The sequence below is a fragment of the Roseovarius sp. EC-HK134 genome (assembly GCF_902498815.1).
GTDB classification, from domain to species: Bacteria; Pseudomonadota; Alphaproteobacteria; order Rhodobacterales; family Rhodobacteraceae; genus Roseovarius; species Roseovarius mucosus_A.
This window is the reverse complement of the sequence record NZ_LR701544.1, coordinates 1641515-1658505: the sequence shown is the minus strand read 5'-3', so window position 1 is coordinate 1658505 and position 16991 is coordinate 1641515. Positions and strand designations below refer to the sequence as shown.

At 59.3% G+C, this 16991-nt stretch carries 12 protein-coding genes; 2 read left to right on the top strand and 10 right to left on the bottom strand.

Annotated elements, in window-relative coordinates:
* Window positions 1–790 precede the first annotated feature (790 nt).
* Entirely contained in the window at window positions 791–1456 is a 666-nt protein-coding gene (locus GC127_RS11930; protein ID WP_008281735.1) for a response regulator transcription factor, read from the top strand.
* Between the two features lie 387 nt (window positions 1457–1843).
* Here the strand turns inward: GC127_RS11930 and GC127_RS11925 are convergent, their stop codons facing one another.
* The 6 genes from GC127_RS11925 to GC127_RS11900 all read right to left on the bottom strand — a co-directional run bounded on the left by GC127_RS11925 (window position 1844) and on the right by GC127_RS11900 (window position 10243).
* On the bottom strand, window positions 1844–2872 hold the full coding sequence (locus GC127_RS11925; protein ID WP_151978271.1) for a low specificity L-threonine aldolase: 1029 nt from the start codon (window positions 2870–2872) through the stop codon (window positions 1844–1846).
* A gap of 144 nt (window positions 2873–3016) precedes the next feature.
* On the bottom strand, window positions 3017–5242 hold the full coding sequence (locus GC127_RS11920; protein ID WP_050775770.1) for a TRAP transporter fused permease subunit: 2226 nt from the start codon (window positions 5240–5242) through the stop codon (window positions 3017–3019).
* Window positions 5243–5338: 96 nt separating this feature from the next.
* Window positions 5339–6313 (bottom strand): TAXI family TRAP transporter solute-binding subunit, encoded by a 975-nt coding sequence (locus tag GC127_RS11915; protein WP_081507705.1) that lies wholly within the window; start codon window positions 6311–6313, stop codon window positions 5339–5341.
* 204 nt (window positions 6314–6517) lie between these two features.
* The gene (locus GC127_RS11910) at window positions 6518–7894 is read right to left on the bottom strand and encodes a sigma-54 dependent transcriptional regulator (RefSeq protein ID WP_008281731.1); all 1377 of its coding nucleotides are present in this window, start codon (window positions 7892–7894) and stop codon (window positions 6518–6520) included.
* Window positions 7891–9798 carry an ATP-binding protein gene (locus GC127_RS11905; RefSeq protein WP_151978269.1) on the bottom strand — a complete coding sequence of 636 codons (1908 nt, stop codon included), beginning with the start codon at window positions 9796–9798 and terminating at the stop codon, window positions 7891–7893. Before GC127_RS11905 ends, GC127_RS11910 begins: the two co-directional genes overlap by 4 nt.
* 16 nt (window positions 9799–9814) lie before the next feature.
* The gene (locus tag GC127_RS11900; protein ID WP_151978267.1) at window positions 9815–10243 is read right to left on the bottom strand and encodes a hypothetical protein; all 429 of its coding nucleotides are present in this window, start codon (window positions 10241–10243) and stop codon (window positions 9815–9817) included.
* 405 nt (window positions 10244–10648) lie between these two features.
* On the opposite strand from GC127_RS11900, the gene GC127_RS11895 reads away from it, so the two are divergent.
* The gene (locus GC127_RS11895) at window positions 10649–11827 is read left to right on the top strand and encodes a Hint domain-containing protein (RefSeq protein WP_199861240.1); all 1179 of its coding nucleotides are present in this window, start codon (window positions 10649–10651) and stop codon (window positions 11825–11827) included.
* A 200-nt stretch (window positions 11828–12027) separates the two neighbouring features.
* Here GC127_RS11895 and GC127_RS11890 read toward each other — a convergent pair whose 3' ends face one another.
* The 4 genes from GC127_RS11890 to GC127_RS11875 form a co-directional block, all read right to left on the bottom strand.
* A complete protein-coding gene (locus GC127_RS11890) occupies window positions 12028–14130 on the bottom strand; it encodes a N,N-dimethylformamidase beta subunit family domain-containing protein (protein ID WP_151978263.1) in 2103 nt (700 codons plus the stop codon).
* 4 nt (window positions 14131–14134) lie between these two features.
* Entirely contained in the window at window positions 14135–15430 is a 1296-nt protein-coding gene (locus tag GC127_RS11885) for a TRAP transporter large permease (protein ID WP_151978261.1), read from the bottom strand.
* Window positions 15427–15909 carry a TRAP transporter small permease gene (locus GC127_RS11880; RefSeq protein WP_151978259.1) on the bottom strand — a complete coding sequence of 161 codons (483 nt, stop codon included), beginning with the start codon at window positions 15907–15909 and terminating at the stop codon, window positions 15427–15429. Before GC127_RS11880 ends, GC127_RS11885 begins: the two co-directional genes overlap by 4 nt.
* A 73-nt stretch (window positions 15910–15982) precedes the next feature.
* Entirely contained in the window at window positions 15983–16981 is a 999-nt protein-coding gene (locus tag GC127_RS11875; RefSeq protein ID WP_254700091.1) for a TRAP transporter substrate-binding protein, read from the bottom strand.
* Window positions 16982–16991: the final 10 nt, after the last annotated feature.

Sequence of the window (16991 nt, the reverse complement as noted above, 5' to 3'; positions counted from 1 at the left end):
ACCAGCCGAGCGGCAAAAACTGCGTGCTCATGGGTTAAGGTCATCTGAGAAAACAAACCGCCTAGACAGACGCTCCCATTGCCTGGGCCTATCCTTTGACACTTCAGGTTACATTCTGCGCTCCGAACCTCAGCGGTTTGATATCACGCTATACAAAAAGTCAGACCCGCGACCGGAGGATGATTTGCGGCGTGGCGCGACAGTCAGACATGCTGAAGTTGCGTGTGAGATGAATTGTCGTACCTGCAACAATTCAAGCAAGATTGCTCATGAGCCTCGCCACATGCAACTTGGCCACGCCGGAAACGGCGTGGTCTTTTTGTTGGGATGAGAAGGTAAGGCGCAGGCCCTAAAAGCGTCCCCGTGGTCGCCGTTAGCGACCTTAGGAGAGAGTTAAGTCGGGCCGCAATCCAAACGGTGCGGCCCAAATGACGCAGAGGCAAGATCAAAGGCTACCCCACCCCAACTATGGCAACGGCAACTGGATATAGACGAGACGCACCCCAAACTCTCAATCTTTGGGGTATTTTTTCTTGTTCGGTGTCTGTTGCGGATTATAATGTATTGTATAATACGAGTTGTATTGTGACCGCAGAGCCCCCGCGCGCGAACTTTTGTGCGTTCGCTGTGCCGTTTCCGTATTTATCGTCCCCCGGAACCCGACGCCTTACCAAAAGATATTTGTCGAGGCACCGAGGTTAGTTTGATCTCCAGGTTTTGCTGTGTGTTTAAAGGCTCGAAGATGAGCCTAAAGATGTTGAGGCACATCCAAATGCTTTAGCAGACTAAGATGTCAGCTGAAGGTTTAGAAAACCGAGAAGAGAACACGATGAACAATCAGGAAGAGCCGACGCTGTCCATTCTAGTGGTCGATGACCACAAGTTAGTGTCAGAAGCAGTCGCAAACTTCTTATCAAGCTCAAGCGATTTCAACGTCGCCTTATGCAACTCTTTCCAAGAGGCAGAAAGTTTTATCAAAGAAAATGGGCCGATTGACGTCGTGCTACTTGATCTCGTCATGCCAGACATGAAGGGCATGGATAGCATTGCGTCGATTATAAAGCTTAATGAGCCGGGAGCCGTCGTTCTTTTCTCCGGAACCGCTAATCCCCATGACCTTAACGCGGCGTTAGAGCTTGGGTGTATGGGCTTGATCCCTAAAAGCCTACCGCTCAAATCTCTCGAAAGCGCCATACGCCTCGTGTCCACTGGCGAGGTTTTTGTTCGCGCATCTCAGAATGAGCCTAGTGCCAAAGGAAGCACGGAGTCATTTACGGAACGTGATTTGCTGGTGCTAAGTAAAATCGCAGAGGGCAAAACGAACAAGGAAATAGCCTGGATGATCCAAGTGTCAGAGGTTAGCGTTAAATCCTATGTTCGGAAAATCTGCATGATATTGGGTGCAACCAATCGGGCAAGCGCCGCCGTCAGAGCAAAACAACTCGGTATAATCTGAGGTCATTCTAGTCTCCTCCTTCTACGGCTTAGGCGTAGTGAGGTTATGGGCGCTCATCCGGAGCATGGTCTCATTACACGATGCAATCAGAGGAGCGCAGCCGCACCCCGCCGTGCGGTGCCCGAAGGCCAGTGATCCCAGCAGCGCCAGACTGGTTTACGGCCAGATCAGCATCAATATACGCCTCCTGCGGCAGCATCAGGGCGGTCGCTACAGTGAAGGCCTTGGCGGGCTTGCGGGTGTTATGGCCTTGGCGTCATCAGAAACGACAAAGCCCGCGCGAGGTGCACGGGCTGGGTCGGACACGATGCATGCGCGGCATTCTTCGAACGCGGCCAGTCGACGATACCCGTTGACGCCCTCATGGCACGGAAACTGTCAGTTTACTCAACTGCCCCGCGAAATCGCGCCCAATGCCGATATCAGAGCGTCCGCGTCCATGGGCCCAACATCGAGATGCGTCACCATACGTATGCGTCTATTCCCGACAACGGTCACTGTCACGTTCTTTTCCCGCAATAGCCGCGATGTTTCACGGGCATCCGGCGCCTGTGGGTCAAGATCGGCGATCACGATATTCGTCTCGACCGGCATCACGCTGGCAATTATCGGAAGATCCGCAAGGCGCGCGGCAATGGACTGCGCGAGCCTATGATCCTCTGCCAAGCGTTCGACATGGTGATCAAGCGCGTAAAGACACATGGCGGTCAAGACACCGGTCTGGCGCATGGCACCGCCCCAACGCCGTTTCAGGAGCCACGCCTCTTCCACAAAGCCCCTTGAGCCTGCAAGCACTGCCCCGACCGGACAACCGAGCCCTTTGGTGAAGGCGATCCAAGCGCTGTCAAATCCGCGCGCAAAATCGCGTGCGGGAATGCCGGTTGCGACCTGAGCATTCAAAAGCCGTGCCCCATCCAGATGTGTCGCAAGCCCCGCCGCTTTCGCGGCCGAGGCCACGGTATTCAACTGGTCCAGCGGCCAAATTGCACCGCCCGCAAGGTTTGCGGTCTGCTCGGCAACCAAAAGGCGGCTGCGTGGGGCATGGGCGGAGCGTGGGCGGATGGCGTCGCTCAGCTGTTCTTGCGTCAACATTCCGCGCTTGCCATCAATCGGATGCATCATGACGCCCGAAAGCGCGGCTGGCCCCCCACTTTCAGCAAAGATGATATGGCTTTCACGGGTGCAAATCACCTCGTCACCGGGGCTGGTATGCACCGCGATCGCGATCTCGTTGCACATCGTACCCGAAGGCAGAAAAACTGCCGCTTCCATACCAAGCATGTCAGCGACCCGCGCGCATAGCTCCAACGTTGATGGATCTGCATCGTGCCGTTCGTCGCCCAGCGGGATATCAAGAGCGGCTTCACGCATGGCACGCGTCGGCCGGGATTGTGTGTCGGAATAGAAATCGTGCATTGAGCCCGCCATTTCGGTGAAGAGATTTTGAGGTACATAGCGTTTTACGGCACCGTGTCGACGGGAATGCACAACAGCTTGGGGGCGCGACAGAAAAGGCCGGTCCATCTGGACCGGCCTTTCCCTGCATTCATGTGGCGGTGATCAGTCGGCGCCGCGGATCACCTTGTTGGGATCAACAAACCGTTTTTGCACCAGCCAGACACCGATGGCCACGCTCAGGCCGATGGCGTCGGTGAACCACCCTTGGGCGATCATCGACAGCGCGGCGATCAGCAGGACAGCGCGCAGCGGCATCGAAAGCAGACCAAAGAACCAACCCTGCACCGCCGAGGACAGCAGGTAGATCCCGAACAAGGCCGAGATGACGACATGGATGATCTCGAACCAGCTGCCCTCCATGAGCAATGCGGGCGACGAGAAGAACATGAACGGCACCACAAAGGCGGCAAGCCCGATGCGGAAGCTTTCCACGCTGGTCTTCATCGGGTCAGACTGTGCAATCGCGGCCCCGGCATAAGCGGCAAGGGCCACGGGCGGGGTGATCGCGGACATGACCGCATAGTAGAAGATGAAGAAATGCGCGGTCAGGGGCGGGATGCCCAGTTGCACCAGACCCGGCCCGATCACGCTCGCCGCCACCGCATAGGCCGCAGTGGTCGGCATGCCCATCCCGAGAATGATCGACACGATCATGGCAAAGAACAGCGCGATTGCTTGGTTCTGGTCGGCCAGCCCCAGCAGCATCGAAGAAAAGCGCGTGCCGATCCCCGTCAAGGCGATCACACCCACGATCACCCCTGCTGCGGCACAGACAGCCACGAGTTGCAGCGTCATCTTGGCCGCGATCTCGAAGGCAAAGAGGATCTGGCGCGGGCCCATCGGATAGGGGGTTAGCCAGCTCACCACTGCGGCCGAGGCCATCCCCAAGGTCCCTGCCCGGATCACGGAATAGCCCATGAACAGCGCCCCGATCAGGATGAAGATCGGCAGGAACAAAAAGGCTTGGCGGGCCAGCTTGTCAAAGCGCGGCAGCTCCGAGCGGGGCAAGCCCTTCATCCCGAACTTTTGCGCCGCCAGATCGACGTTAAAGTAGATCGAGGCGAAGTAGAGCATCGCCGGGATGATGGCTGCGGTCACGATCTCTGCATAGGGGATGCCCGTGATTTCGGACATGATAAAGGCCCCTGCGCCCATGATCGGCGGCAGAATCTGCCCACCCGAAGAGGCGGCAGCCTCGACGCTGGCGGCGGTTTGCGGCTTGTAGCCGACCCGCTTCATCAGGGGGATCGTCAGCGAGCCGGTGGCCACCACGTTGCCCGCCGAGGTTCCATTGATCATCCCCATCAGACCCGAAGAGAAGACTGCCACCTTGGCCGGACCACCACGCGCACCACCAGCCACGGCAAAGGCGAAGTTCACGAAATACTCGCCCACGCGGCTGGCTTGAAGAAAGGCGGCGAAGGCCACGAAGAGGATGATATAGGTCGAGGAAATCGCAGTTGTTGGCCCTAGGATACCCTGATCTGTATACACATAGCTGAAGAAACGGGTCATCGAATAACCGCGATGCTCCAGAATACCCGGCAGCCATGGCCCGACAAAGGCATAGAGCACGAAGATCGACGCGATGATGACAAGGGCTAGGCCTGCCAGACGCCGCGCCAGTTCAAGGATCAGCACAGTTCCCGCAAGGGCTGCATACATGTCGGCCGATTTTGCCAGCGCCGTGCCGCCGCGCAGACGCAAGAAGGGGGCGTGATAGATCAGATACATCGCCACTGTGATGGCGGCCAGTGCCAGAAACAAATCGGCGATATCAAAGGTTGCGCGTCGGCGGTCGGGCCAGAACCAACCCACCACAATCAGCCAGAAGGTGCCAACAACCAAGGGCAGGCCAAAAGTCATGGAATAGGCATTGGCGGCGGCCGCCTGATCGACGGCCATGCCGGTGGTCCAGAACAGCGCGGCCTGACCAAAGGCCAGCGCAACAAGGGCGGCACCCGGCAACACAGCCAGAAGGCGGCGCGGGTCTGCGGTGCCGCTCCGTTCCTCCGAGAACAGGGTCGACGAAAACAGCAGGAAGCCAAGCGCAAGCCCGCCACCGACATGGATCAGACGATATCGCCAAGGCTCTGTCAGGTCGACCGAACCGATGCCAAGCAAGTCTGTTAATCGGTCATGCAGGCCGTTCATCACACCCACATGGAACAGGGTATAGGCGATACAGAGAATCACCGCGATCTTTGCAGCAAGACCGACGGGCTTGCGTTGATTGGATGTGTAGATTTCCGCATCCACCCCATCGGCAATGCTGGCTTGGTTCTGAGCAGCCGTGTCCTGCTGCGCCTTTTCTGTTTGCGTGGTCATGAAAAATTGCCTCTGGCAAGAGGTCCAACCCATAGCGGGGGCCCGGACGAAAATTGGCGGCCCTTGCGGGCCGCCGCCCGTTCTAAAACTGTCGGCTTAGCGCAGGGTGTCGGGAATGGTGATCCCGATCTCCTCGAAATAGCGTACAGCACCGGGGTGGAAGGGCATGAAGGTGTTCTTGTCCCAGTTCTCGCTCAGCGTTTCTTTTGCTGCGGCGTGAATCTGGACCATGCGGTCAGAATTGCCCATGGCGAGCTTGGTGATCTCATAGGCCAGGCTTTCGGGCATGTCTTGATGCGCGATGGCAAAGTTCCACAGGGCGACGGTGGGCTGGTCATAATCATGACCGGCATAGGTGCCCGCCGGGATCGTCAGAGGGGCCATCGCCGGATAGGCGGCCAGAACCTTGGGCAGTTCTTCCTCGCTCAGGCCGAACATCACCACATCCTGGCTCGCGGCCAGTTCGGCAAAAGCCGAAATCGGCATGCCTGCGGCAAAGGCGAAGGCGTCGATAAGACCATCCTGCAACTGGCCTGCGGCGTCAGATGCACCAGCATTGGATACAGTCGCTTCCACGTCGAGGGCTTGCATGAACAACGGCCAATAGGTGCCGGGTGTGCCGCCTGCCGGACCAACCGACACGCGCTTGCCTGCCAGATCGGAGACCGAGTTGATCCCCGAGGATTTCAGCGCGATAACCTGAAACGGGGTCTGATACATCGGGAAAAGCGCGCGGATCGACTTATGCTCCAGACCGGGGGCCAATTCCGATTTGCCGTTCCATGCATCATAGGCGGGGCCCATAGTCACCAGACCCATCAGGTGGTCGCCGGTTTCCACCAGTGTCACGTTCTGAACCGGGCCGCCGGTCACTTCGCCCGTCGCAGCAACGCCAAGCGTTTCAGCGATATAGCTGGCAAAGCCGTTGCCATAGACGAAGTAGGTGCCGCCTTGGCTGGCGGTGCCGATGGTCATGCTGTTGGGCCAATCGGAACGATCCTGTGCGCCTGCTGCTGCACCGAATGCGATGGTTGCCGCGGCCGTCAGGGCCGCGAGAGTACGTAATGGCATGTGACTCCTCCCAGAGTTCAACAAGGTGATCGTTGTCTTGCTTTTGCACCGCCGCCGTTGCTTCATGGCGGGGTTAGCAGCAATAAAGCGGTTTTCCGAAAGTCATCAACCTATTTCAAAGGACGCCGCGCAGATAACGGGCCTCAAATTGGCGTGATGGGTGTAAAAGGGGACATTGGACCAAAAAAGCGTTACGAAATCCGCCTATCCGTCCTGATCCCGCCCCTCGGCATCCAGAATGAAGGCTGTTTTGTCGATTCCAAGTTTCTGGATTTTTTCGTAAAGCGACTTCCGACTAAGCCCAAGAGCCTCGTAGACGGGTTTGAGGGAGCCACCATTGGCTGCCAGTACCGCCTCGATCTCGCGCCGTTCGAAGGCTGCGACGCGGTCGGCAAGGCGCTGCGGCGCGGGTGTTTTCTCGTCATCGGTTTGCAGGCCCAAACCCAGCGCGAAGCGATCGGCTGCGTTGCGCAGCTCGCGCACGTTACCGGGCCATTCGCGGGCGGCAATGTTGGCCAAAAGGGCGGGCGGAACCTCTGGTACGGTATCAACCCTGTGACGGGCCGCAGCTTCTGCCAAGAGACGCAGGAATAACAGCGCGATATCCTCGCGCCGGTCGGCCAAGGGGGGCACGTCCAGCGTCACGACATTCAGACGATAGAGAAGGTCGGCGCGAAAACGGCCCGCATCAACTTCGCCGATCAGGGGCACGCGTGCCGTGGCGATGATACGGATATCGAGCGTATACGCCTCGTTCGAGCCAAGGCGGGTGACGACGCGATCCTCGACCACGCGCAGCAGTTTACCCTGAAGTGGGGGCGGCAAGGCGGCAATGTCGTCAAGCAGCACGGTTCCGCCCGATGCGTGTTCAAACTTGCCCGTCCGGGCCCGCATCGCCCCGGCAAAGGCACCCTGTTCATGGCCGAACAATTCGCTTTCAATCAGGGGGGCCGGGATCGCTGCGCAGTCGATGACGACAAAAGGCCGCCGCGCCCGTGGCGACAGATCATGCAGCGCGCGCGCAACCACTTCCTTGCCCGCCCCGGTTTCACCCACGATCAGCACATCGGTTTCCGCGGGGCCAATGGTGCGGATGCGGCGGCGCAGGTCGATCATCGCGTTCGAGCGCCCGATCAGCCGCTGCTCCAGATCGTCGGCCTGCCCTACCGCCGCGCGCAACACCCGGTTTTCCAGCACCAAGCGGCGGAAACTGAGGGCACGGGCAACCAACTCGGTCATCTGACTTGCGGAAAAGGGTTTCTCGATGAAGTCATGCGCCCCTTCGCGCATCGCGCGCACAGCCAGTTGCACATCGCCATGCCCGGTCATCAGGATCACCGGAATCTCGCGGTCGATCTCGTGGATGCGGCTCATCAGTGTCAGCCCGTCCATGCCGGGCATGCGGATGTCGCTTAGCACCACGCCGGGAAAGCCAAAGCTGATGAAATCCAGCGCACGTTCTGCCGAGGACAGATCCTGAACCGCAGCACCCGCAATTTCCAGCGCCTGCACGGTCGAGGCCCGCAGGTCTGCATCATCGTCGACGATAAGCACGCGCGGGATGAAAACGGGAAGGCTCATTCTGCAGCAAGGTCCTGTTTGGGGGCCGACATCAGCCGCACCTCAAAGCCCGCGCCGCCAAGCGTGCCGGGCACCAAGGCAATGGCGCCGTCAAAATCCTTGATGATGTTGTAGGTGATGGACAGACCCAACCCAAGGCCATTGCCCACGCCCTTGGTCGAGAAGAAAGGATCAAAGATACGCAGCGCGATATCGGGCGGCACGCCTGTGCCACTGTCTTCGACCCGCAGAACGACGGCTTCGGCCTCGTCGCGGGCGGTCAGCAGAATGCGCCGCTCGGCGCGGTCGGCGACCGCGTCGGCGGCATTGGTCAACAGATTGACCAGCACCTGTTGCAGCCGCACCGGCCCCGCCCGCACCAATGACAGGCCGGGCGCAATGTCCACGCTCAGCGTAGCCCCGACCTGACGCAGCCGCGGGCCTGCGATTTCCTGCGCCGCCTCGATCGCTTCGGTGACGTCGACCGCGCCCAATTGCTGCCCCGGCCTGCGGCCAAAAGTATGCAGCCGCCGGGCGATGGCGCTGATGCGGTCCGCCATGTCCAGAATACGCTCCAGCGCGGTCTGCGTCTCGGCTTTGCGATCACGGGTCAACAGCGCCACGGCGTTTTCGGCATAGTTGCGCAGCGCGCCCAAAGGTTGGTTCACCTCATGGCCAAGGGCTGCAGACATCTGCCCCAACGCCGCCAGCTTGGCCGCCTGCACCAGATCATCCTGCGCGCGGCGCAGATTGACCTCGACCAGACGTCTTTCGGCAACCTCGGCCCCGAGGGCCTCGTTCACATCAGCCAGTTCGCGGGTGCGTTCGGCAACCCGCGCCTCAAGCTGAACCTTGGCCGCCGCCTGCATCACCAGCAGGTCGCGCAATCGCGCGCGGCGTTGCCGCACGACCGCAACCATCATCCCGATCAGCGCCAGCGCCAGAACCGCACCCGCCGTGAAGGTCAAAGCCTGGGCCCTTGCAGGCGCGGTGTTTTGCATGACGGTCAGTGTCCAATCCGCCTCGGGCATCGCGGCAGAGGCCAGAAGATACTCGCCCTGCCCCTGCGCGCCGGGCAGAGTGGACAGGGATATTTCCCATAGGACATGGCCCTGTGCGGTGGTCTGCGCGCGCAGCGGGATGTCGAAGAGGGGTGAATCTGCATAGCGGCGCGTGGTTTCAAGCAGATCCTGCCCCTCAGAGGTCAGGGGCCGTGTCATGCCAAAACGCCAGGCCGGGTTGCTGGACAAAAAGACGACACCTTTGGGATCGGTCACAATCACATGGTAATCCGCGCCGGACCACGCGGCCTCGACACTTTCAACGTCGATCTTGAGGGCAACCACCCCCAGCAATGTGTCACCGTTGCGAACAGGCGCGCCAAAGTAATAGCCCCGCTTGCGCGACGTTGTTCCCAGCGCATAAAAACTGCCAGCGCCAGAGGCCACGGCATCGCTGAAATAGGGGCGGAATGCGAAATTGCCGCCAACAAAGCTGCGCGGCAAATCAAAGTTGCTGGCGGCGCGTGTCAGGCCGGTGGTATCCATGAAATAGATGTCCGATGCCCCCAGAACACCGGTTACATCGCGTAAGAAACGATTGGCGGCGTCGACCCGAGCCGGATCATCGGGGGCTTCGGCCAGATCAAGAATGGGCTGTTGCCGGGCCAGCAATGGCGGCAACCTCTCGAACCGCTCCAGATACCCATCCAACGCTGTCGTCGCAAGCTGTAGCGTTCCCTCGGCGCGACCTGCGGCCTCGTTCAGAAAGACGCGGGTGGCCTGTGCATGCACCAAGGCACCTCCGCCCCACAGAATGATCAGGCCAAGCACCAGCCAGACCAGAAAACCCGAATGCCGCCGCATCTGTGCGGCCTGAGCGATACCTTGCACCATAAAGAGATATGTATCACCACGTCCGGCCATGCGGCAATCCGTCCTGTCACTTGGAGGATCTTAGATCCTTGCGCGCAATCTGAAGGCCGGGCGACCGTCTTGAGCGGGAAAGCATGACCGTGTGAGAGCGGAGTGTTGACCGCCACAGCGCCTTGGCCCCGGTGCGCCGCCGCCAGGATTGCCACAGCACAATCTGTCCGTCATAGGCCCGCGCCAACTGCCAGTGCCGGGTCAGTTCAAGCCCGCTGACAGGCAGCGAGTGTTCGGCTGGTGTACCACCGGCTTGGAAGAGCGTTTGAAGGGCACCTTCACCCAACTCAAAACGATGGTTTGGAGACAGAATGAGGGCCAGCGCAATCACGTGATGCCAAACAACGTCACACCCGTCGACGTCGACTTTGTCCGCGAGAAATCCATCCTGCGTGAGAGGGAAAATTTCAAAACCCAGACCATCCGCCAACGCCGCTTGGAACATCAAATACAAGCCGCATAATAATCACACAAACGAACCTGAACCTCACATGCTCAAACCCGTCTGATGTCCCATTTCATTTGGCGACGGACATTTTCCTCAATATTTGGTGCCTTGCCAAAATCATCAGCAATGTCAAAGACACCAACGTCGCCTGTTTGGCCGTGCCGTAAGATTGGCGGGTCGCCTAAAAGTGGCCATTTGCATAAGCCGCTGAAACATCATCTAAAACTGGGTGCCAAATCAATCTGCACAGTGCTCTGACCCGATCGAACAGGCAGTGCTGATCGGGATCATTTTATCCAAGTATCCTCAACCTTGATTTGAAATCACAATAAGCGGTTGTGTTATTGTCAAAGACTCTGCACGCTGTTTCACAAATTAAATTGACAGATGTTGGAGGTCTTTATGGCGATCACGAGCAATGTTCTTGACGGTGGTATTGCGTTCAACGAGTGGCATTCGATTTCATTCACGACGGATTACAACGGCGATGGTCAAGCGAATGGCGGGGTCGAGGCCTATGTCGAGTTAGTGAACACCAGCGCGTCCTCGATCGACATCAGTGGGTATCAATATTTCCATATCAATAACGGGCTTGTGTCTCAGTTGGCCCACACCGTGCCGGGAGGAACCACCCTCGCAGCCGGAGAGACCTACACGATAGTCTCCAACAACGGCAGCCTCACTGCGACCATGCCGTCGAACATCACTGGCCAAGGCGCAGTTGCCGACATCGCAATGAACCAGAGCGTCGATGTCAATTTGTTCCTGGCAAACCCCGAGGGCGATTTCATCGTCTTGCAAGAGAACGGTGGGAATGCATTTCTGGGCGACGACATCATCGCTGCAGGATTAAATCCAGCCAATCAGGTTGGCATTGACGTCGTCACAGCCGCAGGCGCGGATCAAAGCATTGCGCGCGTGACGGATGGTGAAGATACCTTTGAGACCCAAACGCCGAGCCCCGGAGAGCCGAATTGCTTTTTTGCAGGCTCTCGGATCGCGACACCGTCAGGCATGAAGGCAATAGAAGAGCTCGCCGTCGGTGATCAGATCATGACGGCCTCCGGTCGTATTGTTCCAATTGTCTGGTTGGCCAGACAGACCTTGTCCACGAAATTTGGCCGTCCCGATGCCCTGCCAGTTCGGATCATGGCGGGCGCACTTGGCGAAGGGTTGCCCATCGCAGACTTAACTTTGACGGCTGATCATGCTGTGGTGATCGACGGCGTGTTGGTGAATGCAGGCGTTTTGGTCAACGGTACGACTATCGTCACCGTTCCCCTCACCGAGTTAGAGAATAGCTATACCGTCTATCACATTGAGATTGTCGAACACGATGTCATTCTCGCGGAGGGTCTTCCGACAGAGAGCTTCGTTGACTACACTGGACGAGATGCGTTTGACAACCACGCAGAGTACCTCGCCATGTACGGCGGCGACAGGCTGATACGGGAAATGGCGTTGCCGCGCATTACGGCACGCCGCCTAATGCCACCTTCATTGCGTGCCCTTCTGGGTATCAACCACGTCACAGCCGATAGTCCTGAAACCTCTCGTCTGAATACGCGCTGCGCGGCTTGAACGCCTTTGGCGCTCAGGCCATACGCGGCAGCGACATGATGCCCCGATAGTGTCTACTATTCGGTGATGACCTATTGTTCACACGCCGGGATCACGCAAGAAGCCGCCCGGAGGGGCGGCTCTTAAACCGATGATCAAGAGTTAGTCGCCGCTTGAATGGCTTTAATCACCGGGCCTTCTTGAACACGGATAACTCGGGTTTACTGCTGCCCCAGTTTACAGCGCAGGAAATTGTCCAACAGGCGCGAGACATCATTGTCGAAGCCGTTCCATGGCAAGCTGCCGCAAAAGGTGATCGACCCGACCGAAAAGACCGATCCACCTTTTGGCAGGTCGAAATAGATCAGATCTGCGTGTTTGGCGTCTTCCTCGGACCCACCGGTCAGGTTGGTCAGGTGGGTAAGCTGCTCTTCGGGGACCAGCATGAAGGCCTGATTGTCGCCTGCCGAGCGTGCCAGCAAAACGTGGTCCAGCGGCGAGCCGATGCGATGGTCGACATGGTCAAGCTCAAACCCCGCCGCGCCATTGCCACTGAACCCGTAATCGCCAAAGAGATCCTCGCTTACCCCCTCGAAGAGCCAGTCGAACTTCGGATCAAAGCACATCCGCTGATAAGGTGCGCCGTAAAACTCGCCTTGCGCGGCAAAGCCGATCCCGACGAGGGCCTGCGGTGCCCGCCCACTGCGCCGCCAAAGACCGCCATAGGTGCCATCGAAGGCGTTGTAATACTCGCCCGGTTCCGCGGCCCATGCGCGGATACCGTCCTCGGCCCGGCGGATTTCGAGAAGGCTGTCATTCTCTGTATGCCGCGCGATGCGCCAGTAGAATCCGTTGCCCCCCAGATAGAGCAGATTGCCGCCGGAGTCGCGGTAATCACGCAGCGCGTCCAGCGTCTCGGCAGTGTGGTATTCGGGGTGGGTGGTGGTGGTAACGGCCTTGTACCCCGCCAGAACCTCAGCCCCTTCGGCATGCAACTCGTGATCTGTAACGATATCATACTCTAGGCCCTTGGCATGCAGCCAGCTGATCAGGTGGCTGTCGGCCGCGAAATGCCGCAGTCCAGAGCATCCCGTCGCGCCGAAGGTCAGAAATCCGGGCCGCAGATTGAAGAGCGGCCGCCGATGCGAGGCGTGGCAAATGCCCGACCCGTCGGAATGGGTGTTGTAGGTCGACAGGCCATACTCGCGATATTCCGCCGGATTATGCGGATAGGCACCCCAGTCGCGCATACGGCTCTGCCATGCCGGGTCGTAATCGGGCCGGGCATGGTTGCCGTAGACCACATAGGTGAAGGTCGGGATCAACACGCAGAGATCGGCGCGCCGTATGCCCTTAGGTGGACAGATATAGAACGGTAAGGCGTCGCTGCCATGATCGCCCTCGATATGCATGATATAGACGCCCGAGGGCATGCCCTCAGGGACGGTCAGGGTGAAATCGGTCTGCCAGCCGAAATCATAGATATCGTCCTCGTGGAAATGGATCGCACCGTAATGTTCGGGCTTGTGCCGCCAGCACATCTCGGAGGCGTCCCATTGCGAGCCGGTCATCGCACGGGTGGGAAAGTTGACAAGCGACAAGGCCGGTCCGGTCAGCGCGGGCACTTGGGCAGACGGAATCGCCGTGGCCAGATCCCAGACCGCGATCAGCCCGTCTGGGCCTGTGATGGTCGGGGCCTCGATCTTGCCGTTGAAAAAAGCCGTCGCCCGGGTATCAGCCCAACCTGCGGCAAGAACGACAGGGGCCGTGATCGCGGCGCGCGGCAGCGCACCGCTTGCCTCATGCGACTCGCAGCTGTGATGCCCCAGAACTGTCTGGACAAGTGTGGCACGCCCCTCCGTCAGCCGTACCTCGATCTGCGCCCAGCGATGCGTCGGCAGTGGCACCGGTGACGTGACCCGTGCCGCACCCGCCGCTACGAAAACGCAGCCCTCTGCATTGAGCCCCATTGTCAGTGGACCGCAGGACAGAACCGCCTGATCGCCTCCATTGAGGTGCGTGGGTTGGATCGTGGCGGACAGAGTGACGTTGCCCTGAGCGGGCAGCGTGATGGCCGCGTCGCTAAGGCCGTAGGAGCCGGGAAAGAACGGCTGATGCCGGGCGGGCAGGTCGCGCGGTGCGAACCATGCGCTGGCATCCTCTTCGGTGATGCCCATGCCCTCTGGGTTCGGATCGGCGCAGATCGACCGGGCCAGCCATGCGCGATAGCGGCCACCACTGGTCGACGAGACCTTGAAAGCGATCTCTTCGCCCGGCCGCGCCGAGAGACGGTCGGTATAGCCGGTTAGGGGGACTTCATTCATGCGCTTACCTCAGTTGCGGGCCGTAGACGAGATTGGGAAGCCAGGTCACCCAATCCGAGAAAAAGACGAGTATCAGGATCATAAGTATGTATGGAATGAGCAGCGGCAGCACTCCGACAGATATATCTTCGATCGAGATTTTGCTGATCCGAGCTGCGACGAAGAGATTGACGCCAATGGGCGGTGTCAGAAAGCCGATCTCGCAGGTCATCACAGTGAAGATGCCGAACACCACGGGGTCAATGCCGAGGCTGGTCACCAGCGGAAAGAACACGGCGGTGAAGATGATGATCTGTGGAATGCTTTCCAGCCACATGCCGACGAGGATGTAGAAGATCCCGATGAACAGCATGATCAGCCACGGATAGGCGATCAGCCCCTGAAACAGCGTGAGGATATCGCTGGGAATGTCGAAGATCGTCACCAACTGGCCGAATGCCTTGGTGGAGCCGAGGATAAACAGCACCGTGCCAATGACGATGGCGGTGAACTTGAACGCGTGCAGCAGCTTGACCCATGTCAGGCCCTTGTAGACGAAAAGCCCGACAAAGAGACCATAGGCGACTGCCACTGCCGCCGCCTCGGACGGGGTGAAGATACCGGCATAGATGCCACCAAGGATCAGGATCGGTGCGAAAACCGCCCATTTGCCATCCCATAACGCCCAGAGCAGCGGACCCCAGCGAAACCGCTCTTCGGTGCCGCCATAGCCATTCTTCCACGAGATGACGAAAACCACGACCATCAGCATCAGCCCCAGGATAAGACCCGGCAGGATCCCCGCCAGAAAGAGGCGCGGAATGGAAACATCGGTGACCAGCGCAAAGATGATCAGGAGGTTGGAGGGTGGGATCATGCTGCCAAGCGCACCCGCCGAGGCGGCGATGGCCCCGGCAAAGCGCGAACGGTAACCCTCTTTCTGCATGGCGGGGATGGTGATCGAGCCGATAGCGGCGGTGGTCGCGGGGCCCGAGCCCGAGAGCGCGGCGAAAAACATGCAGGCCACCACCGTCACCAGCCCCATGCCACCATTGTAGGCGCCCACAAGGCGCTTTGCGATGGTGACCAGCTTTTCCGACATGCCGCCCTGTTCCATCAACTGTCCCGCAAGGATGAAGAGCGGGATGGTCACCAGCGGAAACGGCTCGAACGCTGTCCAGGCCGCCTGCGCCATCAGGGTGAGGGGAATGTCCGCGATCAGCAGGCCTGCGACCGTGGCCAGCCCGGCGGCGAAGGGAATGGGCACGCCGATCGCCATCGCAAAGACGAAGGCCGCAGCCATGACAAGGGGGCCATTCATAGCGGCAAATCCTTCCAGCCGTCACGCCCCCACCGCCAATAAACTTGCAGGATACGAAAAAGCATGAGGCCGAACGCCATCGGGATGATCATCTGCACCCATCGCTGCTGGATCCCCAAACCGGGGGTCATGTAGGTGACGTTGAACAAAAGCTGCGTGTAGATCGTCGTCTGCACGATCATGAAAATCACGAAGCCGGCCCAGAGCGCATCGGCCAGTACCACGGCCCCTACCTGCAAGGCGCGCGGCAGGCGGCTAACCAACAGGGTGATGCGGATATGCGCGCGTTCGCGGACCGCCATCGTGGCCCCGAGATAGACCGCGAAGATCATGCCGTAGACCGCGGTTTCCTCGGCCCAGGCGGCGGCGGTCGAAAAGAAGTAGCGCAAGATGACCTGAAGCAGGACAGACCCCACCACAACCGTCAGGCAGATCGTGCAAATCACCTCTTCGAAATACCTGTCTAGCTTGGACAGCATGGCCCCGCCTCCGCCCTGAAGGTGTAAAACGGCACGGGGTAGCGCTGCCCCCCGTGCGGTGGTTCAGAGTGAGTTACTCGGCTTCCGCGCGGATAGCATCCACAAGGGCAATGAAGTCATCCCCTTTGTCGGCGGCATAGCGATCCTGCACGCGCAGTCCCGCCTCGATAAAGCCAGAGCGGTCGACGTTGGTTGTTTCCATGCCGCCCTCGCCCGTCAGGAAGGCGCGGATTTCGTCGGTCTGCGCTGCCATTTCCGTACGGTGATAAACACCCGCCTCGGCGGCCGCCCGCATCACAGCGTCGCGCTGCGCCTCATCGAGCTTGTTCATCACGCGGTCGCTGGCAAAGAGCGGCGAGAAATAGGTGAAATGCTCCAGAACCGTGAAATAGGGCATGATCTCGTAGAACTTCTGCGATTTGATGAATGAGGTGCCGTTATCCGCCCCTTCCACCGTGCCGGTCTGAAGCGCAGTTGGCGTGTCGGCCCAAGGCAGCGGAATGGGTGCCGCGCCAAATTCCTCGTAGGTGTCGATCATCACCTGGTTCTTGGGGACACGCACCTTGAGCCCCGCCATGTCCTCGACCGAGGCGATTGGACTTCTGGAATTGTAGAAATCGCGATCCCCAACAAAACCGTAGGTCAGCAGATGCACGTTTGTCGCGGCCTGAAGCTGCGCGGCGAAATCGCGCCCCACCTCACCTTCGAGCACGCGGTAAGCATGCTCCTTGTTTTGAAAGATATAGGGCAGAACGAACGCGTCCATCAGCGGAAAATGCGGCGAGATGTTGTTACCGGTGATAACGAACATATCCACGGTTCCAAGCTGCATCGCCTTGAATGCCTCGTCCTCGCCCATGAGCTGGCCGCAGCAGCGCACCTTCACGTCAACGCTGCCTTCGGTATACTCCTCAACCAGCTCCTCGAACTTGTCGGCGAGCACGGCATAGGTGCTGGTCTCGGAGGCCGCGTAGCCGAGATTGATGGTGACGTCTTGCGCCGAGGCCGTGCCCGCGACAACGGTCAGGGCCGCAAGTGGCCCGGCGAAGATCTGAAAGGGTGAATGTGACATGATCGCTCCC

Coding starts and splice junctions, on each gene's coding strand:
- GC127_RS11895 (WP_199861240.1), top strand. CDS start 10,649: ATGGCGATCACGAGCAATGTTCTTGACGGTGGTATTGCGTTCAACGAG.
- GC127_RS11910 (WP_008281731.1), bottom strand. CDS start 7,894: ATGAGCCTTCCCGTTTTCATCCCGCGCGTGCTTATCGTCGACGATGAT.
- GC127_RS11875 (WP_254700091.1), bottom strand. CDS start 16,981: ATGTCACATTCACCCTTTCAGATCTTCGCCGGGCCACTTGCGGCCCTG.
- GC127_RS11920 (WP_050775770.1), bottom strand. CDS start 5,242: ATGACCACGCAAACAGAAAAGGCGCAGCAGGACACGGCTGCTCAGAAC.
- GC127_RS11905 (WP_151978269.1), bottom strand. CDS start 9,798: ATGGCCGGACGTGGTGATACATATCTCTTTATGGTGCAAGGTATCGCT.
- GC127_RS11930 (WP_008281735.1), top strand. CDS start 791: ATGTCAGCTGAAGGTTTAGAAAACCGAGAAGAGAACACGATGAACAAT.
- GC127_RS11880 (WP_151978259.1), bottom strand. CDS start 15,909: ATGCTGTCCAAGCTAGACAGGTATTTCGAAGAGGTGATTTGCACGATC.
- GC127_RS11885 (WP_151978261.1), bottom strand. CDS start 15,430: ATGAATGGCCCCCTTGTCATGGCTGCGGCCTTCGTCTTTGCGATGGCG.
- GC127_RS11915 (WP_081507705.1), bottom strand. CDS start 6,313: ATGCCATTACGTACTCTCGCGGCCCTGACGGCCGCGGCAACCATCGCA.
- GC127_RS11925 (WP_151978271.1), bottom strand. CDS start 2,872: ATGCACGATTTCTATTCCGACACACAATCCCGGCCGACGCGTGCCATG.
- GC127_RS11900 (WP_151978267.1), bottom strand. CDS start 10,243: ATGTTCCAAGCGGCGTTGGCGGATGGTCTGGGTTTTGAAATTTTCCCT.
- GC127_RS11890 (WP_151978263.1), bottom strand. CDS start 14,130: ATGAATGAAGTCCCCCTAACCGGCTATACCGACCGTCTCTCGGCGCGG.